A 22,561-nucleotide genomic window follows, 5' to 3' on the forward strand; every position below is an offset into this window, starting at 1 on the left:
ACATGCTCAGCCGAAGGCCGCCTGCACGTACGGCAGTTACCAGACCGGGTGATCAAGTACGAGAGGCCGTTCGACGTCCGAGGTTAAAGATCAAGTTAATCCTCGGGCACTCAGAACCGACGAGGCCCACACCAGAGCGCTGGTCGAGCCAAGGGCTGGCGCTGCGCCCTGATCTGAAGCGACGACACCGACACCCTCGTCGAGATCGCCCGCAGCCCTGCTGGACGCTGCGTGCGAAGGCCACGCTCCCGCTCGCCCCAGCCCAGCGTCTCCTCGTCCGCACCCGCCCCGTCGCCCGCACTGGCGACCGGTTCTGTACCGGACCGGCGTGGCGGGCGGGGCCGCTAACCCGGAACCCCCGGCCGCACCAAATCGGCATCCCGGCCCGATCATCGGGCTCCCGCACCGGGCCCTACCGGTCCGGGAGGTCGTCCCGAGGAGTGGGTGCTGGTGTTGCAGTTGGAGCCCGATGTCGCCTTCGGCGCGCATCCGGAGTTCGGTGTGGTGGCGGAGACGGCGGACGAGCGGCTGTTTCTCGCCGAGGTCCTGCGCCGTCACCGGTTCGCCTACAGCGACCGCCTGCGGCTGTGGCAGCTCCCGCCCGGCACGCCGTTCAACACCACGCTGCGGACGGTGGCCTCGGCGTCGAGGGAGTTCCAGGGCGCGGGGCTGGCGGTGCTGTCCGACCCGAGCGTCATGATCCCACCCCCGGCCCCGGACAAGGCCGAGGCCGGGGTGCGAGTGCGGGAGGCGGTTCCAGGGTTGTCGCTGACCACAGTGAGTGCCGAGTTGTCCGGGCTGGGACGGGCGGTGGATGTCGCCGACGCGCTCGATCCGGTCCTGGACGAGGACCACGGGGTCTTCACCGGGCTGGAGGACGTCTTCGCCTCGGCGGCGTCGTGGTGCGAGCGGCTCGGAACGGAGCACGGGCGGGAGCTGGCCCTGGAGTTGCGAGCCGGTGTCCATCAGGTGGTCACGCTGGGCGAGCGGCTCCGAGGTCCAGCTCGCGCTCTCGGTGATGCCGGACACCGGTGGGGAGGACGTACCGGCCCCGGTGCGGGAGCGGTCCGCGATACCGGATGTGTCCGATGCCGCCCGTGCCCGTTCCACGGTCGCCGCCTCGCCATGGCAGTCCCTCACCGCCGCGCCACCCTCGGGCACGGCGTTCCCACCGCCCTCGGCACCCGCAGGTCCCGGTCGTACCCGCTGAACCCCTTTGCCTTTTCGTTCTGTTGGTCTCGTATCGAGGAGCACGTTCATGGTCGTCAAGACCGTCTGGTCCGTTGATCACGTCTGTGGGCATGCCGGCGAGGTGGATCTGTCCGCTCGTCGGGCTGACCAGCGGGCGGGGTATGCCCGGTGGCTGTCCGGGCGGGACTGCACCGACTGCTGGCACACCGCCCGCGCCCAGGACGCCGAGGCCACGGCGGAACGGATCGCCGTGCAGCGGGCCGCCGAGGCCGAAGCGGCCCGCGCGTGGGAGGAGGAGTTCCGGATGCCGCCCCTAGAGGGCAGCGAGCGGGCGGTCGCCTGGGGTGCGCGGTGCCGCCATCAGCTCGTGACCGCCGCCTACGCCGCCCTCGTCACCGAAGGGGCTATGAGCGAGGGGCAGTGGGCGGAGGTGGAGGACGCGGTGCGGCCGGTGACGCCTGCTGGCTGGTGGATCGACCAGCGCGAGACCGACCCGGTCGACCTTCCCGAGCTGCTGGCCGCCGCCAGCGGGACCGACCGGCCAATCGAGAACCCCCACTTCTGATCTCCCCTCACTCGTCTTCCCTCCCACTGATCTTCTGGAGTCCTTGGTGTCCGAGCCCGAACAGCCAGATGTGGTGACCGTCCGCGAGCGGGGCGGTCTCGTCGCCTCCCTGGATGCGGAGCGGCTCACCACCCCCTCTGATCCTTCCGGTCGACTGGTGCACGGGCAGCGGCTCCTTCGGCTGACCGACCAGCTCAACGGCGCCCGGTCAGCGGCGGAGGTGGCGAATCTCGCCGAGCACGTCCTCGACCCGGACGACGGGGTCCTGGAACGGCTTTCGGGGTTCTTCGAGGCGGCCGTCGAGTGGGCCAAGGAGTCCGGGACGGACGAGGGTTGGGACCTCTCGTACCTGTTCGAGGACGCCGCCGCGACCGTCCACGCACTCGGCGAGGACCTCCACGCCGCCACCGACCGGCTGCGCGCCCTGGACCCACCGCCCTCCACCATTCCGGGATGGCGGGCCCGGCTCGCCGATTACTACGCCACGGCACCAGCCAAGCCGCCGACAGCCGCAGAACCCGGGCACCCGGCGATTCCCCTGCCCGCCCCGGGCCGTTCCGCACCTGCGAGTGCCCGGCCGGGCCCCACCGGTTCGTCGTCTTCCCGCCGTCGCTGAAGGAGCCCCTGTCGTGTCCATCGTGATCACCAGAGCCCCGGGCTGGCCCTGCCCCGTCCTCCTGTCCGCTCCGCTGCCCGGGACTGCTCTGTGTCTTCCTCTCGTCCTCCCTCGTCCGCCACCGGCACGGACTTCCTCCTCTATGTGATGCTCGGCCCCTCCGTACTCGGCATGGGTGCCGGGTCGCTCGGCTGGCTGTTCGGCAACCTCGCCAACGCCGTGGTCGGCTCCGACGCCTGGGTCCCGCACGACCCGAGCGCCGCCCTGCTTCGTCCCAGGGAGCTGTGGCCCGGTCTGCCGCAGGTGGTGCTGGTCGCCACGGCCTGGGTCCTGCCCGGCCTCACCCTGACCACGGGCGCCGTGGTGGGCGCGAGGCTCTGGCTGCGACGGCGCGGCGGCGCGAGTGGTCTGGCCACCGCCCGGGACCTGTCCGTGCTGCTGCCGAAGGAGAGCGCGGCGAAGGCGATCGGGCTGCGTCCCAGTCTCAAGAGCATCCGGCCGAAGGATGTGGCGCCGGACGACCGGGGTGTCCTGCTGGGCACGTTGAAGCCGGGGCGGGTGGAGGTGCGTTCCTCGTGGGAGGACGTAATCCTGGCCATCATGGCTCCGCGTTCCGGGAAGACGTCCGGTCTGGCGATCCCGGCGATCCTGCGGGCCCCGGGCCCCGTGCTGCTGACGTCGAACAAGGCCGCGAACGACGCCTTCACCGCCACCGCCACGGCCCGAGCGGAGGTGGGGACGGTGTGGACGCTGGACCCGCAGCAGATCGCCCATGCCCCCAGGACGATGTGGTGGGACATCCTCGCCGACACCCACGACCTGGCCGGGGCGCGGCGGCTCGCCGGGCACTTCGTCACCGCCTCGGTCGACGAGTCGTCCGCGGGGGACTTCTGGTCGACGGCCGCCGCGAACACCCTCACGGCCTTGTTCCTGGCGGCGGCGAACGACGGGCGGCCGATCACCGACGTCCTGGCGTGGCTGGCCTCCCCGGCGGACCGTACGCCGGTCGATCTGCTGCACGACGCGGGGCTGGATGCGGTCGCCGCTCAGCTCCAGGGCACCGTGGCGGGTGCCGTCGAGACCCGCGACGGCATCTACGAGACCGCCCGCCAGTACGCGAGCTGCCTCCTCGATCCAGGGACCGCCGCCTGGGTCACCCCACCGCGCCGGATGGAGAAGGTCGCCGAGTTCCGCCCGGAGGTGTTCGCCACCAGCCGCGACACGCTGTTCCTGCTGTCGAAGGACGGTGGTGGCTCCGCGTCGGCGATCATCGCCGCCGCCGCTGACGCGGTAATGCGGGCGGCGGTGGTCCAGGCCGAGCGGGATGGTGGTCGGCTCGACGCCCCTCTGCTCGCGATCCTGGATGAGGCGGCGAACGTGTGCAAGATCCAGGATCTCCCGGACTTGTACTCGCACTTGGGGTCCCGGGGTGTGATCCCGGTGACGATCCTCCAGTCCTACCGGCAAGGGGTGCGGGTCTGGGGTGAGAGTGGCATGGACGCCCTCTGGTCCGCGGCGACCGTGAAGCTCATCGGCTCCGGCATTGATGACGCGGACTTTGCCGACAAGCTAAGTCGTCTCGTTGGTGACCATGACGTCCGTACGGTGTCCGTCTCTACGAGCGGGTCGGGCAAGTCGACGTCGGTGTCGATGCGGCAGGAGCGGGTGCTGCCCGCCGACGCGATCCGCGCGCTCCCCAAGGGCTCCGCGCTGCTGCTGGCGACCGGTATCCGCCCCGCGCTCCTCGATCTGAAGCCTTGGTACAAGGAGCCGGACGCTGCTCGCCACGGTGCCGCGTCCTCAGCGGCGACGGCCGCAATCACCGAGCGCGCCCTCGCCAAGACCCTCGGCCGTGACGGTTTCGGGGCCTCCTCGTGATCGCCCCATACGCTTCCTGCCAGCGCAGACGGACTCCGCGCCCGCCTCCCCGTTCCATCTCGCGTCTCCTGGAGTCCTCTGTGCCCTCCCCGCCCCCTCCTTCCCAACTGCTTGGTGATGTTCCGGTCGTGCGTCGCAGCGGCGAGTGGGGGCTCACCACCGCCGCCCTCTCGATCCGGCTCGACGACCCCGCGTTCACGGTCGGCCTGGACCGGTTCGCCGCCGACTTCGCCGACGCTGAGCAGGCCGTCGCCGCGCTCCGCTCCCGCCGGGGCCCGGCGTGACTCCCCTCGACCGGGCTGAACAGGCCGTGATCGGCGCGGTGTTCCTCGACCCTTCCCAGCTTGACCGGCTCACGCCGTGGCTGCGGCCCGAGCACTTCTCACGGCCCTCCCACCAGGCCCTCTACGCCTCCGTTCTCGCCCTTCGCGAGCGCGCCCATCCCGGGAGCACGGCGGTGGTGGGGGCGGTACCGGTGTCCTGGGTGGCGGACGCGGTCACCGAGGCGGGCACCCGCACCCGGGGTGTCACGGCGTCGTACGCGCACCAGCTCGTCGCCGCCTGCCCGCACTTCGGGAACGCGGTGGTGTACGGGCGGATGGTCTTGGAGGGGGCCATCCACCGCACGGTCGCCGAGCACGCCGTCCGCCTCCACCAGGCCGCCCGCGCCGACACAGTCCGCGGCGGCGCCGAAGAGACCCTTCTCCGGGCGGATGCCCTCGCCGGGATGCTGGGCGATCTCGCCCGTCGTTGGAGTGTCGACGCCCGTCCCGTTCCGCCCCCGACCGGTCCCGAACTTGTCGCTCGGGCCCCGGCGGTGGACGGGGAGCTGCATGCGGACGAGGAGTTCCTGCTGGCCTGCCTTGCTTCCCGCCCGGACCAGTTCGGCGTGGTCGTCGGCTGGCTCCGTCCCGAGGACTTCGCCGACCTGGGGCACCAGCAGCTCTACCAGGCCCTGGGTGCCCTGCACCACCGTGGCGAACCCGTGGACCAGCTCACCGTGCTGTGGGAGGCCCAACGGCGCGGCGCCCTCAACGACCTTGATCTGGACGCCGAGCGTGTGCTGCACCTGCTCGACCCACTGGGGGTCGCCGGGTCAGCCGACTACTTCGGTGAACGGGTCGTCAGCGCGGCCCTGGTGCGGACGGCGGCCGAGTCCGCACAACGTATCCGGGCCCTGGCCGAGGACGCGGCGGTTCCTGCCGGACGGCTGATCGGGCATGCCCTGCACGCCCTCGGTCCTCTGGACGAGGTCCGTCGCCGCTGGCACACCGCCCGCAGCGGACCCCCGCCCGGGAAACCGCAGCCACCCGCACCGGAGCGGGCGTCGCCGGGGCGGGCAGAGGCCGCCCGCGCCCGCAGCCGCCCCCACCGCGTTGCCCCACAGCCCCTGGCCGCCGCCGCTCCTGCTCCTGTTCCCTCCCGTACTCCCCGACGGAGCCCCGCGTGATGAACCACCTCGCTGGCCGTGCCTGGCTGGAGCAGGACGAGCTGTACGCGATCGCCCGCGAGTCCGATGCACTCGGCCGGGCCATCGTCGTCCCGTCGTCGCCTGTCGATCTGCCCGACCTAGTCACCGCGTCCCAGCAGCTCTGTGCCCTGAGCGGGCTGGTCAACGGTCTGGCCGACGAGGTCCAGTCACGGGCCTCGGACCATGACTCCGGGCTCGATCTCAGGCCGGTCATCTCCGGGTACACGGCGGCGGCCGTCCACGCGGGCCGGGCCCTGGCGCACTTCACCGAGACGTATCGGCGGCTCGGTTTCCTCCACCACTCTCCCCAGGCTCCGGGCAGCGGGAGCCTGCGGTATGCCAGCCAGGCCGAGTTCCGGTCGATCCAGGACGGGCTGCAGCACGTTCACAACAGCCTGGGTTCCGTGGGCCGGGAGTTGCGGGGCTGTACGGACGGGATCGGCACCACGCCGCTTCGGGTGCTCGCCGCGCTCCACCGTTCCGTTCCGGCGACCTCGATCTACCGCACCCCACCGCCTTCGCCAACCCTGGTGCCCCGGCACCCCAATCCCCCGGAGCCCCGCCGTGCCCGCTGAACGGCTCGCTCGTGGTGGGCGGCTGATCGGGAGCCTGTGCTCCGGGTACGGCGGTCTGGATCTGGGGGTCCAGTCGGTGCTCGGTGGGCGGATGGCCTGGCACGCGGACACCGACCCGGGTGCCGAGGTGTGCGTCCTGACGGCGGGTTTCCCCTGCCAAAGACGTCTCGGTCGCCGGTCGCCGAGCCGGACTGTCCGCGGGCACCCGGTCCGGTCTGTGGCACCACGTCGCCCGCGCCATCGAGACCCTTCAACCCTGTCTGGTGGTGATCGAGAATGTCCGGGGACTCCTCACCTCCCCCGCCGACCCGACCTCTGGCGAGCTGGAACCCTGTCCGTGGTGTCTGGGAGACCATGCAGGTCAGCCTGGGATGCGGGCACTCGGTGCCGTACTCGGCTCCCTGGCCGACTGCGGGTTCGATGCGCGCTGGCGTGTGCTTCGCGCCTGTGACGTCGGCGCCCCGCACCGCTGCGAGCCGGTCTTCCTCACCGCCTGGCCCCACCACGCCGCTGTTGAAGACGCCGACCAGCAACATCGCCACGAACGGCGGGAGCCAGCAGCCGGCGAAGCGGAACGGGGTGGCCACGGGCCGAACTTGGCGGACGAGGTGGAGTGGCTGCTGCCGACTCCGAAGGCGTCGGACGGGATCAAGGGTTCGCCGAACCAGCGCCACGGCAACGGCGACTTGACGCTGTCCTCGGCGGCGGCCCGGCTCCGGCAGGAGCCCCGTGTCCCGGAGCGGTGGACGTCCTGCCGTTGTTCACCGGGACGGACAGCGGTGGGGACGGTACGCGCCAGCCGTCGCCCGATGGGAGACGGTGACCCGTCCGGCACCGGCGCCGACCTGTGACGCGGGGCGTCTGAACGCCCGGTTCGTGGAGTGGATGCAGGGTCTCCCTCCGGGCTGGGTCACCGACACCCCCGGTCTGGGGCGTCCCGCCCAGCTCACCGCCCTCGGTAACGGCGTCGTCCCCCAACAGGCCGCCCGCGCCGTCGAACTGCTCGCCCCGCCCCTGGACCACTGCCCGCACCAGGCGCGGTGAGCGTCCCCTTCTATCCCGGATCTCCCGGCCGGGCCAAACCGGGATTCGTCCGGACCATCAGCAGCCCAACACCCGTCCGATCTGCGGAAATGAGGGCTGCCGATGTCGATACCTGCCGATGAGCCGGTGCGTGTCGCGGACCACGACCTTGATGATCTGGTCTCCACCGTGAACCGGCTCATGACCGAGTCCCAGCGGCACGGCGAGAACATCGCCCGCCTCACCGAAGACCCCGACGACGAAGAGGACCCCGACCCGACGGCCAGCCCCGCCGCCGGGGAGAGCGTCCCGGATGGGGTGGAGGGTCCGTCGTCGATCTTCATCCTGGCGATGGCCGGGCAGGCGTTCGAGGACGAACTCTCTGCGCTCGGCGCGTGGGTGGAGCGGTTGCTGCTGCCGGTCTACGGCCGGGAGATCACGACCGGTCGTCCGTGGTGCTTCGAGTGGCGGGAGCACCCCGAGGCCGTCGCCCGTCTGCACGGGTTGTGGCTGGCGTGGCAGCAGCTCACCGACACCGAGGCCGGCCCCGTGGGTCCGGGGACGTGGCACCGGGACCATCTGGACCCGGTGTGGCTTCAGCTCCGTGCTCCGGACGGTCCCTTCGGTGCCTGCACCACCAGCGCGGCGCGGCCGAGTCACCGGCTGCTGTCCGCACTGGGGACTGGGGAGGTGTGACCATGTCCGAGCCTGTGGATCGGCTGCTGGATTACTGGGTGGCTGGCTATCGTCCGGCGGACGAACTCGTCGGGGAAGACTTCGACTTCGTGGCCATGGCGGGGGAGGATTTCGCTTTTCTGGCCGGGCATCACACCGAGCGGGACAGCTTCTTCCTCTTCCACAACGGCGCCGCCGTGTGGGGTGGTCCCGAGACACCGCCGTTCGTGGCGCTGCACATCATTCGCGATCCGGACGCGCGGACGTTCCGGTTCGGTGCGAGCGCGCATCCTCTGGTGCCGCTCGCCCAGGGGTGGCTGGTCGGGCGGGGCTGTCCGCCCGAGGGCACCGTGGTGACGAACGCGCAAGGGCCCCGTCCCGCTGACACGCTCACCACCAGCCTGGAGACCCGGCTGCGGACCAATCCCGGAGGCCGGTACGAGGTTTTGGAGCACCGCAACCGCACCTGGGAGAGCTGGACCCTGATCCGGGACTCCCACCCGGAGGCCGCCGGAGCGCCGTGCCGTCTCTTCCTCGACGAGGTCAGTCGCCCCTCGCACACCTACACGCTGCGCGAAGGCGCCTTCCCCACGCCCGAGGCCGCGGCGGACTGGCTCGCCAACCCCAGCCTCCTGTTCCCCCACGCCCCCGCGCCTGCGGAGGTACGGGCTGAGGCCGCCCGCGCGCGTTCGCCCCGGCCGCCGTCGCGGCTCGCCGGCACGCCGGCGCCGGTCGTCGAGCCCCGGCCGACGGCCCCGGCGACGGCCCGGCCCGGTCGGGGGCGATCATGAAGTCCGCGCGGTACGCGTTCGCCGCGCACCCCGAGGCCCTGGAGGACCTGCGGAACGTTCCCGGGAACATCCGGGACCTGGCCCTGCTCGAACTCCAGCACCTCGTCCACGGCAACGAGCGCGGGGCGCGGATGCACCGGGAGCTGGCCGGCTGCCACAAGGTCTACGTCGACCCGCGCACCCGCTGGCGGATGGTGTTCCAGTTCCGGGAAGCCCCGCCCTCCTCGCAGCACCGGCGGGAGATCTTCCTCGTCGCGGTCGGCGAACGCTACGACAACACCGTCTACCGCGCCGCCGCCGACCGCCTCCGCCGCGACGCCGTCGTCGGGGCGCCGGACCAGCGGGCCGAGGCCGCGCGCTCCCGCTCCCCTCACATGCGCACTACCAGCGCTCAGCCGCTCCAGGCTGCCGCGCCGACCGCGGCCTCTGCACCGACCGCTCAGCGCCGGTCCCGTCCCTGAACCCCCGCCCCTTCTTGTGGAGTTGTTGTGCACGCCCCCCGCCGTCCGGTCTCGGCACCCGTCTCGTCCGCGAGATGCTCGGCGCCGACTCGGCGGCCGATCTCCTCGGCCGCCATCCCTTCCTCAGCCCCTACGGGCGGCTCAGCGCGCTGATCGCGGACGCGACGTTCAAGGTGGACGACCTCGACCAGCGCGTCCAGGAGCGGACCGCGCACATCTCCCAGGAGCTGGACTCCGTCCGCGGCGGGCAGAGCGCCATCGCTCTCGGCTCCGCGAGTACCGAGATCGCGCTGCTGTCCGCCCGGCGGGACCAGAGCGCCGAGCATCTGCAGACCATGGCCGGCGCCTGCCGCCGTTCCCCCGCCAACGGCGCCGGGCACGCCCCGGCGCAGAGGCTCGCACAGGTGCCCCGTACTTCCGGCGGCCCGGCATCCCCACCACCACGCCATCGACCGCTGTCCGCCGTACCCGCTGACCCCGGAGGTCCTACTGTGCCTACCCTGCGTACCGCCCTCCCTGGGCGGACCGAATCGATCGACCAGGCTCTGGCCTCACTCGCGCCCCGCTGGACGACCTGGCTCCTGCAGACCCTGTGCCAGCAGGAGGTGATGCGGTCGGCGGAGATCGTCGCGGCGACGCCGTGGAACAGCCACTCCTACACGGTCCAACTCCTCACCCGCATGCAGGACCGGGACTTGGTTCACCGGCTGAAGTTCGGGACGTACGAGATCACCGAGTCCGGGCGGGGGGCCGAGCCGGTGCACCGGGCCCTCGCCGCCTGGCACCGCGCCCACTTCAGCACGGCCACCGCCGACGCGGAACGGGCCGAGGACGTCCTCGCCCGGCTCCGCGGGGCCGGGACGACCGCCGCTCTCACGGTGCTTGACCGGTACGGGCCGCTCACTGCCACCGAGGTCTCCCGGGAGACCGGGCTCCAGTCCAGCTCCGTGTTCGTGCGACTGACGCGCATGCAGCAGGACGGGCTGCTCATGCGTCACACCACCGCCACCAGGCGGGGAGGGGAGTTCGAACTGACCCCGGCCGCCCAGCAGCTCGGCGACGTCTACGCCGCGCTGGCGTCCTGGCCACTCGGCGCCGAGCCGCCGACTACTACGGCCCGGTCGGTCGTGATCCGGGCGCAGGCCGCGAGCAGCGAGTGGGCGGCCGTCGCCGTCCAGCGCTCCCCGTCGCTGCCGACTGCGCCAGCGACGCTGTTCTCGCACCCGCCCGGGGCCCAGCCGCAGGTGCCCGCCAGCGTCACCGCGCTCTCCCGTCCGCCCCGCAGCCGCTGACCCCCAACCCGCCCCCATCCCGAGGAACGGAGCAACCCGCATGCCCGCCGCCGAAGAGATCGACGGGGACGTCTTCGTCTCCCCCGTGTACCTCGCCGGTTCCACCTACACCGGAGACCCGGCCCTGCGCCCCCTGCTGGGCGCGGGGTTCACCATCGTCTACGACGACCTGGCCAACGCGTACCTGGCTTCTCCGGACCAGAAGGTCCAGGTCGGTTGGCTGCCCGAGGGCGAGAACGGCTGCCTGTGGCGGATCACCGGCCACGAGCGGCCCCTCGCCCCGCCCCTGTGGCTGGCCACCTTCGACCACTACACGCCGGTCGAGGTCGTCGCCGCGTTCACCACCGCCCTCGCCGGGGGCGGCAGCGTCTCCCCCAGTGCCTCGAAGACGGCTCCGCTGCTCGCCCTGGACGAGGCGGGGTGGCGCACGAACCACAGGTCCTACGTCAGCACGAGCCAGCCGCCCGACCGGCTCGCCCTGGTCAGCTACGTCCACCGCCAACTGGACCACCAGGACGAGATCAACGATCTCCGCTCCCGGTGGACCGTCAGCGGTGGGGCCTCCGGCTACTCCTCCGAGTGGCTCGGCACCTTCACCACCCACACCCCGACCCACCTGATCACAGCAACCATGAACCGGCTCACGGACCCCGCCCCCGTCCCCCGCTACAAGGAATTCGTTCCGGAACGCAACCGCAGTGCGGCCCGCATCACCCCGGTCAAGCCGCCGGCCCCCAGCCCGCTGGACGTCCAACGCGCGGCGGTCGCCCGCTCCCGCTCGACCGTGCCCCGGACGGTGAGCCCCCCACCGGCCCTCGTGTACCGGACGACGACCGCGGCCCCAGGCACCGCGTCAGCGCGGCACCGCTGACCAGATCCCTCCATGGGCACCCACCCTGCCGTCCAGAGGTCCGCCGCTGCGCTTCCCACCAATGGCCCGGGCGACCGAGAACCCGAGCTGACCGGGCATCTGCACCCCCGCGACCACCCGTCCCCACCCCTGTTCATCCGGCCGCTGACCGCGGCCTCACCCCCTTGGGAAGGACCACTCGTGTCCCAGCGCACGGCCCTGGCCACCGCCGACTCCGTCATCAAGGCCGCCTGGCAGCGACCCGTCGACGCCCTGCTGACACTTCAGCGCGAAGGCCGAACCACCGATCCCGCCCTCGTCACGGTGCTGCGGATACGAGGGAGTCTTCTCTTCTCCGACGCCGAGATCACCGCCCACCAGAACCGCTCCACCACCTCACCCGCCCCGGACACGTCCCCGTCCTCCACGAACCGGACGCCATCGCCTCCGCCAGCGACCGGCTCCGCACCGCCCATGCCGAAGCCAACGTCCGCCTCCACGCCATCTGCTCCGTGATCGACGCCCACCCCGAAGGCCATCTCGCCGACAACCTGACACTCGACCTGTCCCGTACCGGCGTGCCACGCGCCAATGCCGCCCTCGCTCGCACAACCACCGGTCAGCACCGGCCCCCCTGCCCCTGCCCCTGCTCCTATTCCTGGGGCGGCACGGCGGGGGAACTGAGGGTTGTTCCCCGGACCGGACGACGTTAGGGATCCCCGGCTCGTCCTCTGGGCGTACAAGGGCGACGAGTTCGTCCAGGGCAGCTCGACACGGCGGGGCGTCCGCGATTCGGGCATGTACCCCACGACGACGCCTGGATGTTGTCGACCAGCTCCTCGTAGATCCGAACCGCGTCGCTGTTCACTCCTTCTCTTCCGGCCATTTCCTTCCCCAGGCCGCCGTTCCGGGCGGGATTCGCCCACGGCAGACACCCACCGGCCCAAACGGACTGGAGACCTGTTCCCCACCCATGTTCAAGTACGGATGCCGGGAAAAACCGCCCTCGACTCGAGCGGCAACGCCGTCTGGCAGCAGACTTTCCCGGCCAACGACCCCCCGCAGGCCGTCGCCGGGTTCCTCGCCGGACCCGTCGCCACCCCCACCACCTACTGCACCCACTGCTCCTGACCGCCCCCTTTGAAGGAGGACCGTTCGTGCGTCACCAGGTCGCCGTGAACGCGTACCACTCCGACGGCACCGTCTGCCCGCCCGAGCACCGGTTCACCACCGGCAACAGACCCCTCGCCGAAGACTGCACCGGCCGGGACCGGTTCGTGGCCACCTGCTCCTGCGGCACCTGGACCGGGGCACCGTCGTCGACCAAGGGCTACGCCGCCGACATGGGCCGCCGCCCACCCGCACCGTCGCTGACCTCCAGCCCTCTTCCCGTCTTCCTCACCAGGAGGCATTGCCCTGTCCCAGCAGTTGACCGTCGCCCAGCTCATCCACCAGCTCCAGACCCTCGACCCCGCGCTCCCCGTCTTCCTCGCCGTCAACCCCGACTGGCCCTTCGCACACACCATCGGCCAAGTCGTCCAGGGCACGGGGGTGGACGGCCCCGCCGCCTACCTCGCCGAGAACGGCCAGGACCACTACCTCCCGCCCTCCATCTCCACCGAACTGAACTGGACCTGCGGCGAATGACCCCGTCCACCGGCCTCTTCCCGTTGCGCACGGTTGCCCGGCGACCCATGCCGGTCGGTGTCCGGGGAGCCCTCGTCCGCGAGGTCTCCCCGCGCCCCGGCGACCTCCTCCGCGCCACCTGGCACCCCGCCCCCAGATCGCACCATGACCGGCTCGGCCCCGGTGCCCTCCTACTGACCTGGACCCCAAGTCCCTCGGACGGCATGGACGTCACCGCCCACCTCGGCCTCGACACCATGGACGTCACCCTCGCCACCTGGCCCAGCCTCCACGGCGACTGGACCACCACCGTCCACCCCACCGTCTACGAGACCCTCGCCCTCCACGCTGCGCTCCGCGTCGCCACCAAAGCCCTCACCACCATCTGAACCCACCACTCACGATGAGGCCGCCCGGAACTTCCGGGCGGCCTCATCGTCGTACCCCCGCTCACAGTCACCGTGGCGCCCCGCCCCCGCCTCCGTTCCAGGCCGGGCGGGCCTGCGGCCACCCAGGTCACTCCATCGGGCGGCACTCGTTGAGGTACATGCCGGTGAAGGTGCCATCGAAGCCGGTGGCGCGGGCAGCGTCCTCCAGGCTCGGGTAGACCGGGCCGGGCCCGACGTCGATCATCTCCTCGAAATCGGCGCGGGTGAGTTCGGGCTCGTGCCACTGGTGCGCGCACCGGCAGCGGATGTCGATGCGGTTGCCGTCGCAGATGACCATCCAGTCGCGGCGGGCTCCGCAGCTCGGGCACATGACGACGAGGCCGGTGATGAACAGTTCCTCGGGGTAGTTGGTGCTGCGCATGCGGATGTGGGCGCCCTCAAGGCCGTACTCCTGCTGGAGTTGGAGGATCGGGTCATCGCCGGGGGCTGGCACCGGGGTCAGAGCGGGGGTCGGCTGCGGTGCAGGGGCAAGCCGAGTGGTGGTTCTGGGCTGCTGCTGGGTGTCGTCGTAGATCATGCTCCTCCTTGGGGCTCGCTTCTTCGAGCCATAGCGGTAGGGCTGGTGGAAGTCCAGTGGTTTGCGCGGGTCAGCGGCGTGGGCGTTGTTGACCGGGCGGGGGCGGAGTGGTGTGGGTGGCGGTCTCGGCGGGCTTCGGGGCCCGGGTGCGGGCCGGGCTGGTGGCCGTGGTCGGCTTCGGGGCGGTGGGGAGGTTGGTGGTGTGGCGGATGCGCCAGATGAGGACGTCGGTGATGTTGTCGGCGGTGTCGAGTTCGCGTTGCCCGATCACGGTCTTCAGCAAGGTGGTCGGGTCGTGGCCAGCCGCCTGGGCCTGGTCGAGGGTGGCGATCAGGGCGTCCCAGCCGGTTCCGTTCCGGAGCCAGTCGGCGTACTCGGGAAGAGCGGCGGTCACCGTGGCGGTGTGATGGTCACGTACGGGTTCGGGCAGCCGCTGGCCGTGGAGGCGCATCGTCCTCAACGGTGTCGCGGCGGCGGTCCGGTAGGCGGTGCGGAGGTGGTGGGCTGCTTGTCGTGCGGCGGCTGCCTGTTGGGCGTGGTTGTGGGCGGAGTGCCAGCGGGCGGCGGCGAGGGTGACGAGGACGAGGGTGGACAGGACCATGGCCGTGGTGCCGCCGTCCTCGCCCCGGCCGAGCGCGTCCCCGGCACGGAGGACTCCGCGGGCCGCTGTGCGCAGGGCGCGGTGGTCGGCGCGGGCGGCGCGTTCGTGGGTGCGGGTGGCGCGTTCGAAGGCGCGGGCTGCTGTTCGGAGTTCGGTTCGGGTGGCGGCTGGGGCGGTCTGGGCGAGGGCGTCTAGGAGTTCCCCGGTGCCGACGAGTTGGGCGACCGCTGTGCCGTCGTCGTCATGGTCGAGGAGGGCGGCGGCTCGTAGGGCGGGGGTGATGGCGTCGCGGCGGGCGCGGGCCGGGCGTGGCCGGGGTTCGTCCGTGGGGTTGAGGGGGTTGTCGGTGAGGCGTTGGCGGATCTTGGGGAGGGAGAGGTCGGGGGCGAGTTTGGAGCCGGGGAACCAGATGGGCTGGCCGTTGCGGTTGCGGTCGCCGGGGAGGGCGACTTTGTAGCCGAGGGTGTCGCCGGACGGGGCGATCCGCTGTTCGACGCGGAGTCCGGCGGCGGTGAGCCGGGCGAAGAACTCGTCCTCCGTGGCGGCTCCGGCCAGGGCCTGGCGGACGGCTTCGCGGAGGGTTTCGCGCGGTGGCTCGGCCCGTCCGGTGCGCTCCGCCTTGGAGCGTTCGGCGCTGGTGGGCCGTTTGGCGGCGGTGCGATCGCCGGGGTTGAGGCGCTGGAGTCCGAAGTCCTTCTCGATCTGGCGGCATTCGGCCTGGGCACGGTCGCTGTCGTTGTGGCGGCGGGGGCTTCGGCCGTCCTGGCGTTTGAGGGTGGCGACAATGTGGATGTGATCTGGTGCGTGGCGGACTGCGATCCAGCGGCATGCCTGATCGTCACCGGCTTGGGCGATGCCGGTGGCGTGGACGATGCGGCGGGCGACCTCGGCCCACTCGGTGTCTGTGAGGAGACGGTCGCCGGGGGAGGTGCGGACGGGGCAGTGCCAGACGTGCCGCGTCGGGCGGCGGTCGGCGGGGAGGGCGAGGACGGGGAGGTCGAGCCGGTCGGTCAGTTGCTTGAGCGTGGCTGCCGGGTCCCGGCCCGGGTCGGGCGCGAGGACGGGTTGCCACGAGGCGACGATGTGGGGGTCTTCGTGTTCGTCGCGACGGCCGGGGCCGTAGAGGTAGGCGAGCAGGCCGTAGGTGCGGCTGCCGGTGGAGATGTCCGGGACCACGGGTCACCGCCGCCGGGCGATCTCGACGGCGGCGGTCTCCACGCGGACGGCCGCTTTCAGGACCTGGGCGACCGCTTGGTCGACGTGGTCGCTGTGTCCGCCGGAGTTGAGGGCCCTCGCCACCTGGTTGAGGTTGTTCCCGGCGCGGGCGAGCTGGGCGCCGACGGTCATCAGTTCTTCGACCAGGGCCCGCTGGTCGGTCAGCCAGATCCGTGCTTCGCCGTGGGTACGGGCGAGGGCGACGGCGGCGTCGGCGAGGAACCCGGCGGTGGTCAGCCCGACAGCGCGGGCTGCGTGCTGGACGGTGGCGAGTTCGTCGGCGGTGAGGCGGACGCTGCGGACGTGGTCGCGCTGCACGGTCTGGCGCAGGCGCGGACGCTGGCGCGCGGGAGGTTCAGCCTCTCCGTCTTCTGGCTGCGATCCGCCCCCGGTCGCGGCCTCCCCTCCCGGCGCCCCCTGGTGCCGGGAGGGTTCCCCCGCCCCGTTGGGGGTGGGGGCGAGCGCGTCCGAAACTCCTTGGCTGCCCTGGGCTGCCAAGGAGTTTCGGACGCTATAGCTTGCTCGGCCTCGCGCCGGGCAGTCGCCTCCCGCCACCACGGTGGCGGGCTCGGCGGACGGAGGGAGGGTCATCGGCGGGTCTCCGGGGCGGTTCGCCGCAGGTCCCGGAGGATCTCGGCGGCGTAGTCGAGGGCGAGTGCCGGGTGGTGCAGGGTCCACGGCCGACTCGTCGCCGTGCGGCGGACGGTCCAGGTCCCGTCCGGGCCACGTTCGGCGTCGTGGAGGTGACCGTGCCGGTGGAGGGTGGTGATCCAGGCGTCGGCTTCGGCCGGGGTGACCGGGGTGGTGCGCACGAAGGTCTCCGATACGGACAGGGGCGGTCGGTCGGTGTCCGGGGCGTCCGGATGTCCGGGGCGGGGTGACCGGGCCGGCCAGTCTCCGGGCCGGTCACCCCGTGGGGCGGTCGGTCAGCCGGTCAGGGTGACCTGGGCCGGTCGGTCCTCGGTGCGGAGTTGGGTGACCAGGGCGGTCAGCCGGTCGTTGGCCAGCGGGATGCCCTGGCCCCGGATGGCGTCCGCGACGATCTGGCGGGTGACCCGGTTCGCCCGGGTGACCGCCGCGCGGGCGATCGGGAGCAGTTCGTCCTCGCCCTCCGCTCCGGTCAGCCCGGTCGAGGCAGCCGGTGAGGTGTCCGAGGTGGGTCTGCTGTCCGGTTCCCCGGACGGTCTGGCGTCGTCGCGGCCGGTGTGCTCGGGCTCCGGGTCGGACAGGGTGACCGTGGTGACCGGGCGGGTGTCCGGGGCGGAGGGGACGGGCACGGTCAGTTCGGCCGCCGGGTGTCCGGCGGTCACCGCGACCGGGCGGTCAGTGTCCGCCGGGCCGGTCAGTTCTGTCCGGTCGCTCTCCGGCCGGTCGGTCACTCCCGGACGGTGGGTGGTGATCCGGTCGGTGCGGACGGTCTGAGTATCCGGCTGTCCGAAGTGACCGGGCCGGTCGGTGGGTTCCGCGCGGCGGGCGATGAGGATGTAGAGGTGGACGGCACCGGCGAGGGCGAGCGGGGCGACCGTGGACAGGACGCCCACCGTGAGGTCGCCGAGCCTCAGCCCGACTCCCGGTGGGCCCTGCTGGTTGAGGCGGACGGCGTGCAGGGCGTTGGCCCAGATGCTGACCGCCGAGGCGGTGCCGAAGAGGGCCCAGACGTAGAGGCGGGCGGCGAAGGGCGCGGTGCGCAGGACGAGGAGCCCTCGGACGCCGTAGGCGATGAACCCGTCGATGATCAGGGGGAAGAGGTAGGTGAGGGCGCCTCGGATGTGGATGGAGGCGGCCATCTGCTGGAGGGCGTCGTAGGAGAGGGCGCAGGCGGCGGCGCCGAGGGTGACGACGGCGGCCTTGTCCCAGGCGGTGGTGGCGTGCGCCGGTATCGGCGCCGGGGCGCTCACGCGGCCGTCCCGAGGTCGGTGCGGGCCGGGGTCTTCACCGGGGTGATGGGGACCGTCTTCGCGGCCTTGGTGGTGTTGGTGTTGGTGTTGGTGTTGCGGTGGCTGATCTCGCGGGCGGCGTGGCGGTAGAGCTTTTTGGCGTGCTCGACGGTGACCTTCAGGAGGCGGGCGAGGTGGTCGGCGGGGATTCCGGTCTGGTAGGCGTCGCGGGCGACCGCGCGGCGTTCGGCGCGGCTGAGGTGGACGTCGCTCCCGGCGAGGGTGGCGTTGATGCGGGTGTAGTCGACGCGGTGGGCGAGCTTGCTGTGGAGGGCGTCGCGTTCCTGTTCGGTGAGGCCGCCCCGGATGCCGTCGCGGTCGCCGTTCTCGAGCGCGGCGTCCAGGCAGGTTCGGCGGACCGGGCACTGGGCGCACAGGGTTTTGGCGGCGCGGATGCGGTCCATTTCGTCGGGCTCGGGGAAGAACGTCTCCGGGTTGGTGCCGGGGGTGGTGTGGCAGGCGGCCTGGTTCTGCCAGGTGTGGTTGCCGAGGGTGCGGGGCTTGTGGGTGGTGGCGCTGAGCATGTGTGGTCTCCAGAGGGCCCCGGGGCAGTGGTGTGCTCGTCCGGGGTCGGTGAAGGCGGGCCCGTGGTGGGCGGGGTCCGGTGGGTTCGGCGGGATCAGGCGGTCGCGGCGGCGGGGTGGCGTCGCGCGGCGGTGTGGGTGCGTCTGCGGTCGGGGCCGTCGAGGATGACCTTGTCGGCCATCTCGGCGAGGCGGGAGGCGACGCGGTCGCCGACGTGTGCGCGCAGGTCGGCCATGCCGAGGTTGGTGGTGACCAGGGTAGGGAGCATCTCGTTGTAGCGGCGGTTCATCAGCCGCATCGTGATCTCCTCGGTCCACTCCGACTGCTTCGCCGCACCCAGGTCGTCGATGATCAGCAGGGGGCAGCGGGCCAGGTCCCGGAGTTCGCGTTCGCCGTCGTGGCCAGGGCGGGGGCGGAGTTCGGCGTAGAGGTCGGCGGCCGTGGTCGCCTTCCAGCGCAACCGCACCCCCGCCCCGATCAGCGAGCGGACGGCGCCGTACGCCTGGTGGGTCTTGCCCGTTCCGGTGGTCCCGGCGATCAGCAGCGACCTGCCCTGCGCGATCCCCGGCGCACCGCCGGGGCCGGGGCGTCCGGCGGCGGCGATGTTGCGGACCCAGGCGGCGACCGCCGGATGGTCCGCCGTCGCCGCCCGGTAGCGGGCGGGGATACGGGACTCGGCGGCCAACAGGGCCGGCACCGGCTGGGCCTCGGCTACTGAGGCGGCGAGGGGGTCGATGCCCCGGGTGGTGAGGATGTGGGCGAGACGGCGGGCGAGACCGCCGACGGGCTGGGGCTGGGCGTTCGGTACGCGCATCACAGCTCCTCGGCGTAGGCGGCGGCAGGGTCGGCGGGGTTGGCCCAGGCCCGGCGTGCGGGGACGGTAGTCGGGAAGCCCGGCCGGTCCAAGCCGCCCCCGGCGTTCATGGCCTCGTGGACCAGGCTCGGCAAGGTGCTCGGGTGCAGGGCCTTGGCCCGGTGGCGGGCGAGTCCCGCGCGGACGTGGTCCGGGTCGATTCCCTCGGCAAGGAGTTTGGCCGTCTCGCGGCCGAGGTGTCCGAGCACGCTGTTCGGGGGTGTGTGGGCGCAGGCGGCGGCGTACTCGTCGATGAGCTGCTTCGCCGAGGGACGGTTGCCGGGTGTGGGGGCGCTCGCGCCCCCAGCAGTAGTTCCTAGTTCCCTGTTCCTAGTTCCTAGTTCCAGGGGGTGAGTGCTCACGGAGGGTTCACGTAGTCCTCCGTGAGGGCTCACTGAGGGCTCACTGAGTGCCGTTTGACCTGTGGTTTTGTGATTCATGGAGGGCTCATCGCTGCCTCCGTGAGGGCTCAGTGAGCCCTCAGTGAGTGCTCCGGGAGGGCTCACCGTGTCCTCCGTAAGCCCTCCGTGAGCCGCCCGGGTGGTGGTCGGGGGCGGCACTGTGGCGGTGTCCCAGGTGTCGTGGTGGGGGCAGGCGGGGTAGCGGGAGGCGCTGGCCCGGTTGATCCGCTGGTGCCTGCGGAAGGAGACGACGTGGGCGTAGCGCTTGGTCGTGTCGCCGTCGGCGATCTCGTAGCGGCAGATCAGGTTCTGGGCGGCGAGTTGGAGGAGGTCGTCTTCGACGCCGACGGGGCCGTGGCCGGGGCGGGTGCACCAGAGGCGTCCGGCGATGACGACCGGCTGGTCGGGGAAGCGTCCGTGGTCGTCGGCCTCGGTGAGCAGGCCCAGGAAGGTCCGCTCGGCGGAGAGGGAGACCGCGGCGAGAGACTCGGAGACGAAGGCTTCGGGCTTGATCGTGCGGATACGCGCCATGGTCAGCGGCCCCCGGCGGTGGCGTACGCCTCGGCGGCGAGGCGGAGGGTGCCGGTGGTGAGGTCAAGGTCGTGGGCCTCGCCGGTCCAGTTGACGGTGGGGTGGGCGCGGATGATCCAGCGGGCGGCGGTCAGCGCCTTCGCGCGGGTGACCGGGAGCTGGTGCCCGTGGGCGTCGTAGGCGCGGAGGTGGGGGCTGGGCCACGCTTTGCCGGGGTCGCGCTGGGAGACCCGGGCGGTGGTGGCCCCGGGGAGCATCGCGGCGACGGCGCGGGCGAGGCGCTGGCTGCGGTCGGAGGGGGTTGCGGTGGGCAGGCTTATGCGGGCCCTTCCGCTGTGGTGCGCGGGCATGCGAGAATTCCCTACTTGTAGGTGGAGCGGGTCGGCCGTTCTCGTCGAAAAGGTCAGCCGACCCGCTTCAGTTATGGGCATCCTTCGGGGCGCCAGTGCGGCGCTCGGGAGCGGCTAACTCCCGGGCGCCGTTTCCTTTACCCGCCTTGCTGCGGTGGGTCGTTCACCCGCCCCCTCCTTCTTCTGGTCCGGTCCGGCCGTCGCGCCGGGAACAACAACATATGCGTGACCAGTCCAACACTCCAGCGCATAGAGGGTGTTCGGGTACTTCGACACCAACACGACATAGAGACATGGGCGGTCGATCGCCCTACATCCGCAGAGGGCATTACGGGAACGAGCGCAAGCCCCACGCCCACCCTTCATCCGGCCCGCGACCACTCACGCCACGGCACTGGAGCAACACCCGCAGAGGCCACATGACCAGGTCACGCATTAGTGAGCATGCTCACTAACCAGTACGGCACCCCATCGCTCCCCCTTCGGACGCACCCAGCAGCCACCGCTTGGCGGCATCTCGGATTTAAGCGGGAGTTCACTATCCCGTCAACGACGGGCAAGCCCTCCGAGAAGACGCAACGACCAGGACCGGCAGGTAAATTGCCGGTTATCCACACACCGCCAACATTCAAAAGAACAGCCGGACTTACTCACACGTAAACAGTGAATCCATAGATCAACCAGCCCCGGAAACCCGTCCATCCGCCAACCAAAGCCCGGAAAACTCGGCGCGCTCAAAAAAATGAGCACACCGCAGTCCACCGGAAGACGGGGGGTGCACTAGGAGGTCGGCTGCAAGTTCAACCAAAACAGCCAGATCCCCTACCCCGCCGCGGCTTCAAGATCGCTTTGCAATCTCTTTGCGCCGGTTGATATTGATAACGAGGCCACCACGAGTGCGCCTCGTGTTCACCGCCCCGTGGTGAACACTCCGCTCCCGCGTCCTGGAGGAACTGATGGTCGTCGGCGCCCCCGCGCCCTTCCCGGATCACGGCTCCGAGCCGCTGTCCCCCGGGCAGCTCCTCGGCCACCCCGGCCTCCTGCGCGCCTGGCGCGCGGTCACCGGGGAGAAGCTGGGACTCGGCAGGCCGCTGTCGCAGACCGAGGTCGCGGAGGCCATCGGCCGGAGCCGGGGCTGGTACCAGAACCTGGAACGCGGGGCCCGACCGAAGATGGAGCGGGAGGTCCTCGACTCACTGGCGAAGACACTGCGGCTCGGACCCGACGAGTACCAGGCCCTGGTGCTCGCGCTCATGGACGGCGCGCTGACGACGATCCCCACGTCCCTGGGGAACCCGACCGTCCGCCGCGACCTCCAGCAGCTGCTCGACCACCAGTTGCCGGCCCCCGCCTACCTCACGGACCAGGTCTGGAACGTCATCGGCCACAACACGGCGATGGCGGCGCTGTGGCCGTGGGTACGCGAGCCCCGCGCGAACCTAATCCGGTGGGCGATGCTCAGCCCGGAAGCCCGTGTCCAGTACGTCGACTGGGACCACCACGCGACCGAGTACGTCAAACTCCTCCGGTTCGCGAGCACCCGATACCCGCACGACCCCGACCTGCTGAAGCTCATCACGGAGGTGAAGTCGGACCCCCGATGCGGGAAGCTGTGGGACACCGACGTGGCCGCCGTCTCCAAGTCCCGTGACGGCCACCTCTTCCAGATGTCCCTGCCATCCCTGGGCAACATCGAGGTGATCAGCCACGTGCTGTTCCCCGCCTCACTGCCTGGCAGCCGCGCCACCGTCATCACCTGGGCCGGAACCGACGAGGACGTCTCCGTTCCCCTCGCCGGAGTGCCCGCCCTTTCCGGGCAGGAGACCACCGCACCCTGGTCGTACCTGCCTCCGGCCGTGACCGAGTACACCGCCCGCCACCACCTGATGGACGAATTCCGGGCCGACCTCCCTGCCAGCCCCGCCGAAGCCATCCAGGTCTGCGACGCCCGGCTCCGCAACCTGCGCAAACGCACGGAGGCCCTCACCCAGATACGCGACGAGCTTGCCAGAGCGGACGCCTCTCGAGCCGATACGGCGACGTCAGCCTAATCCGCCCAACGCGCCCAGCTCTGCACCACCGCCCCGTCAAACCACGTACAACGGCCCCCCGCACCCCGGTCTCCCCGTATCCCCAGACCGTCGAGCACGTGGCTTCTCATAGATTTC

28 protein-coding genes are annotated in these 22,561 nt (G+C 71.6%); 19 read left to right on the forward strand and 9 right to left on the reverse strand.

The annotated features are described in order from the left end of the window. Positions 1 to 450: 450 nt before the first annotated feature. The 18 genes from ABT092_RS23980 to ABT092_RS24065 all read left to right on the forward strand — a co-directional run bounded on the left by ABT092_RS23980 (position 451) and on the right by ABT092_RS24065 (position 13,403). Positions 451 to 1,287, forward strand: coding sequence for a hypothetical protein (locus ABT092_RS23980; RefSeq protein ID WP_351247175.1), 837 nt, complete (start codon positions 451 to 453; stop codon positions 1,285 to 1,287). Continuing rightward, complete coding sequence (locus ABT092_RS23985) at positions 1,259 to 1,756, forward strand: hypothetical protein (protein ID WP_351247177.1); 498 nt, start codon at positions 1,259 to 1,261, stop codon at positions 1,754 to 1,756. The genes ABT092_RS23980 and ABT092_RS23985 overlap by 29 nt, the downstream gene beginning before the upstream one ends. Positions 1,757 to 1,802: 46 nt before the next feature. Continuing rightward, positions 1,803 to 2,372, forward strand: a complete 570-nt coding sequence (locus tag ABT092_RS23990) for a hypothetical protein (RefSeq protein WP_351247179.1) — start codon at positions 1,803 to 1,805, stop codon at positions 2,370 to 2,372. 147 nt (positions 2,373 to 2,519) lie between these two features. Beyond that, positions 2,520 to 4,250: a type IV secretory system conjugative DNA transfer family protein gene (locus tag ABT092_RS23995; protein ID WP_351247271.1), complete on the forward strand. Its 1,731-nt coding sequence runs from the start codon at positions 2,520 to 2,522 to the stop codon at positions 4,248 to 4,250. A 128-nt stretch (positions 4,251 to 4,378) separates the two neighbouring features. Continuing rightward, positions 4,379 to 4,534: a hypothetical protein gene (locus ABT092_RS24000; RefSeq protein WP_351247181.1), complete on the forward strand. Its 156-nt coding sequence runs from the start codon at positions 4,379 to 4,381 to the stop codon at positions 4,532 to 4,534. Continuing rightward, positions 4,531 to 5,700: a DnaB-like helicase N-terminal domain-containing protein gene (locus tag ABT092_RS24005; RefSeq protein ID WP_351247183.1), complete on the forward strand. Its 1,170-nt coding sequence runs from the start codon at positions 4,531 to 4,533 to the stop codon at positions 5,698 to 5,700. Before ABT092_RS24000 ends, ABT092_RS24005 begins: the two co-directional genes overlap by 4 nt. Then, entirely contained in the window at positions 5,700 to 6,296 is a 597-nt protein-coding gene (locus tag ABT092_RS24010; protein ID WP_351247185.1) for a hypothetical protein, read from the forward strand. Before ABT092_RS24005 ends, ABT092_RS24010 begins: the two co-directional genes overlap by 1 nt. Before the next feature lie 191 nt (positions 6,297 to 6,487). Continuing rightward, positions 6,488 to 7,147, forward strand: a complete 660-nt coding sequence (locus tag ABT092_RS24015) for a DNA cytosine methyltransferase (RefSeq protein ID WP_351247273.1) — start codon at positions 6,488 to 6,490, stop codon at positions 7,145 to 7,147. Between the two features lie 34 nt (positions 7,148 to 7,181). Next, the gene (locus ABT092_RS24020) at positions 7,182 to 7,340 is read left to right on the forward strand and encodes a hypothetical protein (RefSeq protein ID WP_351247187.1); all 159 of its coding nucleotides are present in this window, start codon (positions 7,182 to 7,184) and stop codon (positions 7,338 to 7,340) included. A gap of 102 nt (positions 7,341 to 7,442) precedes the next feature. Beyond that, positions 7,443 to 8,015: a DUF4913 domain-containing protein gene (locus ABT092_RS24025; protein ID WP_351247189.1), complete on the forward strand. Its 573-nt coding sequence runs from the start codon at positions 7,443 to 7,445 to the stop codon at positions 8,013 to 8,015. A 2-nt stretch (positions 8,016 to 8,017) separates the two neighbouring features. After that, complete coding sequence (locus ABT092_RS24030; RefSeq protein WP_351247191.1) at positions 8,018 to 8,785, forward strand: hypothetical protein; 768 nt, start codon at positions 8,018 to 8,020, stop codon at positions 8,783 to 8,785. Further along, positions 8,782 to 9,246, forward strand: coding sequence for a hypothetical protein (locus ABT092_RS24035; RefSeq protein WP_351247193.1), 465 nt, complete (start codon positions 8,782 to 8,784; stop codon positions 9,244 to 9,246). Before ABT092_RS24030 ends, ABT092_RS24035 begins: the two co-directional genes overlap by 4 nt. Before the next feature lie 74 nt (positions 9,247 to 9,320). Then, a complete protein-coding gene (locus tag ABT092_RS24040; RefSeq protein ID WP_351247195.1) occupies positions 9,321 to 10,538 on the forward strand; it encodes a hypothetical protein in 1,218 nt (405 codons plus the stop codon). A 40-nt stretch (positions 10,539 to 10,578) separates the two neighbouring features. Further along, positions 10,579 to 11,409 (forward strand): SPDY domain-containing protein, encoded by an 831-nt coding sequence (locus ABT092_RS24045; protein ID WP_351247197.1) that lies wholly within the window; start codon positions 10,579 to 10,581, stop codon positions 11,407 to 11,409. A gap of 180 nt (positions 11,410 to 11,589) precedes the next feature. Further along, positions 11,590 to 11,904 (forward strand): hypothetical protein, encoded by a 315-nt coding sequence (locus tag ABT092_RS24050; RefSeq protein WP_351247199.1) that lies wholly within the window; start codon positions 11,590 to 11,592, stop codon positions 11,902 to 11,904. Between the two features lie 471 nt (positions 11,905 to 12,375). Beyond that, complete coding sequence (locus ABT092_RS24055) at positions 12,376 to 12,519, forward strand: hypothetical protein (RefSeq protein WP_351247201.1); 144 nt, start codon at positions 12,376 to 12,378, stop codon at positions 12,517 to 12,519. A gap of 297 nt (positions 12,520 to 12,816) precedes the next feature. Next, a complete protein-coding gene (locus ABT092_RS24060) occupies positions 12,817 to 13,035 on the forward strand; it encodes a hypothetical protein (RefSeq protein WP_351247203.1) in 219 nt (72 codons plus the stop codon). Between the two features lie 47 nt (positions 13,036 to 13,082). Further along, positions 13,083 to 13,403, forward strand: a complete 321-nt coding sequence (locus tag ABT092_RS24065; RefSeq protein WP_351247205.1) for an esterase — start codon at positions 13,083 to 13,085, stop codon at positions 13,401 to 13,403. Between the two features lie 127 nt (positions 13,404 to 13,530). Here the strand turns inward: ABT092_RS24065 and ABT092_RS24070 are convergent, their stop codons facing one another. The 9 genes from ABT092_RS24070 to ABT092_RS24110 all read right to left on the reverse strand — a co-directional run bounded on the left by ABT092_RS24070 (position 13,531) and on the right by ABT092_RS24110 (position 20,393). Further along, the gene (locus ABT092_RS24070; protein WP_351247206.1) at positions 13,531 to 13,980 is read right to left on the reverse strand and encodes a hypothetical protein; all 450 of its coding nucleotides are present in this window, start codon (positions 13,978 to 13,980) and stop codon (positions 13,531 to 13,533) included. Between the two features lie 70 nt (positions 13,981 to 14,050). Continuing rightward, on the reverse strand, positions 14,051 to 15,757 hold the full coding sequence (locus tag ABT092_RS24075; RefSeq protein ID WP_351247208.1) for a relaxase/mobilization nuclease domain-containing protein: 1,707 nt from the start codon (positions 15,755 to 15,757) through the stop codon (positions 14,051 to 14,053). A gap of 3 nt (positions 15,758 to 15,760) precedes the next feature. Further along, positions 15,761 to 16,114 (reverse strand): plasmid mobilization protein, encoded by a 354-nt coding sequence (locus ABT092_RS24080; protein WP_351247210.1) that lies wholly within the window; start codon positions 16,112 to 16,114, stop codon positions 15,761 to 15,763. Positions 16,115 to 16,383: 269 nt separating this feature from the next. Next, positions 16,384 to 16,608 carry a hypothetical protein gene (locus tag ABT092_RS24085; RefSeq protein ID WP_351247212.1) on the reverse strand — a complete coding sequence of 75 codons (225 nt, stop codon included), beginning with the start codon at positions 16,606 to 16,608 and terminating at the stop codon, positions 16,384 to 16,386. A 114-nt stretch (positions 16,609 to 16,722) separates the two neighbouring features. Beyond that, positions 16,723 to 17,694, reverse strand: coding sequence for a DUF2637 domain-containing protein (locus ABT092_RS24090; RefSeq protein ID WP_351247214.1), 972 nt, complete (start codon positions 17,692 to 17,694; stop codon positions 16,723 to 16,725). Then, entirely contained in the window at positions 17,691 to 18,257 is a 567-nt protein-coding gene (locus ABT092_RS24095) for a WhiB family transcriptional regulator (RefSeq protein WP_351247216.1), read from the reverse strand. The genes ABT092_RS24090 and ABT092_RS24095 overlap by 4 nt, the downstream gene beginning before the upstream one ends. Positions 18,258 to 18,352: 95 nt before the next feature. Continuing rightward, entirely contained in the window at positions 18,353 to 19,072 is a 720-nt protein-coding gene (locus ABT092_RS24100; RefSeq protein WP_351247218.1) for an ATP-binding protein, read from the reverse strand. After that, entirely contained in the window at positions 19,072 to 20,043 is a 972-nt protein-coding gene (locus ABT092_RS24105; RefSeq protein WP_351247220.1) for a hypothetical protein, read from the reverse strand. Before ABT092_RS24105 ends, ABT092_RS24100 begins: the two co-directional genes overlap by 1 nt. Before the next feature lie 2 nt (positions 20,044 to 20,045). Continuing rightward, the gene (locus ABT092_RS24110) at positions 20,046 to 20,393 is read right to left on the reverse strand and encodes a hypothetical protein (protein ID WP_351247222.1); all 348 of its coding nucleotides are present in this window, start codon (positions 20,391 to 20,393) and stop codon (positions 20,046 to 20,048) included. A 956-nt stretch (positions 20,394 to 21,349) separates the two neighbouring features. Between ABT092_RS24110 and ABT092_RS24115 the strand changes: the two genes are divergently transcribed. Then, on the forward strand, positions 21,350 to 22,444 hold the full coding sequence (locus ABT092_RS24115) for a helix-turn-helix transcriptional regulator (protein ID WP_351247224.1): 1,095 nt from the start codon (positions 21,350 to 21,352) through the stop codon (positions 22,442 to 22,444). Positions 22,445 to 22,561: the final 117 nt, after the last annotated feature.

It is taken from the genome of Streptomyces sp. NPDC002490 (genome assembly GCF_040296045.1).
Lineage (GTDB): Bacteria > Actinomycetota > Actinomycetes > Streptomycetales > Streptomycetaceae > Streptomyces.

What these genes read in the sequence shown, in the direction of transcription:
- ABT092_RS24070 (WP_351247206.1), bottom strand. Translation starts at nt 13,980, where the DNA reads ATGATCTACGACGACACCCAGCAGCAGCCCAGAACCACCACTCGGCTT.
- ABT092_RS24115 (WP_351247224.1), top strand. Translation starts at nt 21,350, where the DNA reads ATGGTCGTCGGCGCCCCCGCGCCCTTCCCGGATCACGGCTCCGAGCCG.
- ABT092_RS24030 (WP_351247191.1), top strand. Translation starts at nt 8,018, where the DNA reads ATGTCCGAGCCTGTGGATCGGCTGCTGGATTACTGGGTGGCTGGCTAT.
- ABT092_RS24105 (WP_351247220.1), bottom strand. Translation starts at nt 20,043, where the DNA reads ATGGCGCGTATCCGCACGATCAAGCCCGAAGCCTTCGTCTCCGAGTCT.
- ABT092_RS24055 (WP_351247201.1), top strand. Translation starts at nt 12,376, where the DNA reads ATGCCGGGAAAAACCGCCCTCGACTCGAGCGGCAACGCCGTCTGGCAG.
- ABT092_RS24100 (WP_351247218.1), bottom strand. Translation starts at nt 19,072, where the DNA reads ATGCGCGTACCGAACGCCCAGCCCCAGCCCGTCGGCGGTCTCGCCCGC.
- ABT092_RS24040 (WP_351247195.1), top strand. Translation starts at nt 9,321, where the DNA reads ATGCTCGGCGCCGACTCGGCGGCCGATCTCCTCGGCCGCCATCCCTTC.
- ABT092_RS24110 (WP_351247222.1), bottom strand. Translation starts at nt 20,393, where the DNA reads ATGCCCGCGCACCACAGCGGAAGGGCCCGCATAAGCCTGCCCACCGCA.
- ABT092_RS24065 (WP_351247205.1), top strand. Translation starts at nt 13,083, where the DNA reads ATGCCGGTCGGTGTCCGGGGAGCCCTCGTCCGCGAGGTCTCCCCGCGC.
- ABT092_RS23985 (WP_351247177.1), top strand. Translation starts at nt 1,259, where the DNA reads ATGGTCGTCAAGACCGTCTGGTCCGTTGATCACGTCTGTGGGCATGCC.
- ABT092_RS24010 (WP_351247185.1), top strand. Translation starts at nt 5,700, where the DNA reads ATGAACCACCTCGCTGGCCGTGCCTGGCTGGAGCAGGACGAGCTGTAC.
- ABT092_RS24045 (WP_351247197.1), top strand. Translation starts at nt 10,579, where the DNA reads ATGCCCGCCGCCGAAGAGATCGACGGGGACGTCTTCGTCTCCCCCGTG.
- ABT092_RS23995 (WP_351247271.1), top strand. Translation starts at nt 2,520, where the DNA reads ATGCTCGGCCCCTCCGTACTCGGCATGGGTGCCGGGTCGCTCGGCTGG.
- ABT092_RS24020 (WP_351247187.1), top strand. Translation starts at nt 7,182, where the DNA reads ATGCAGGGTCTCCCTCCGGGCTGGGTCACCGACACCCCCGGTCTGGGG.
- ABT092_RS24035 (WP_351247193.1), top strand. Translation starts at nt 8,782, where the DNA reads ATGAAGTCCGCGCGGTACGCGTTCGCCGCGCACCCCGAGGCCCTGGAG.
- ABT092_RS24025 (WP_351247189.1), top strand. Translation starts at nt 7,443, where the DNA reads ATGTCGATACCTGCCGATGAGCCGGTGCGTGTCGCGGACCACGACCTT.
- ABT092_RS24095 (WP_351247216.1), bottom strand. Translation starts at nt 18,257, where the DNA reads ATGCTCAGCGCCACCACCCACAAGCCCCGCACCCTCGGCAACCACACC.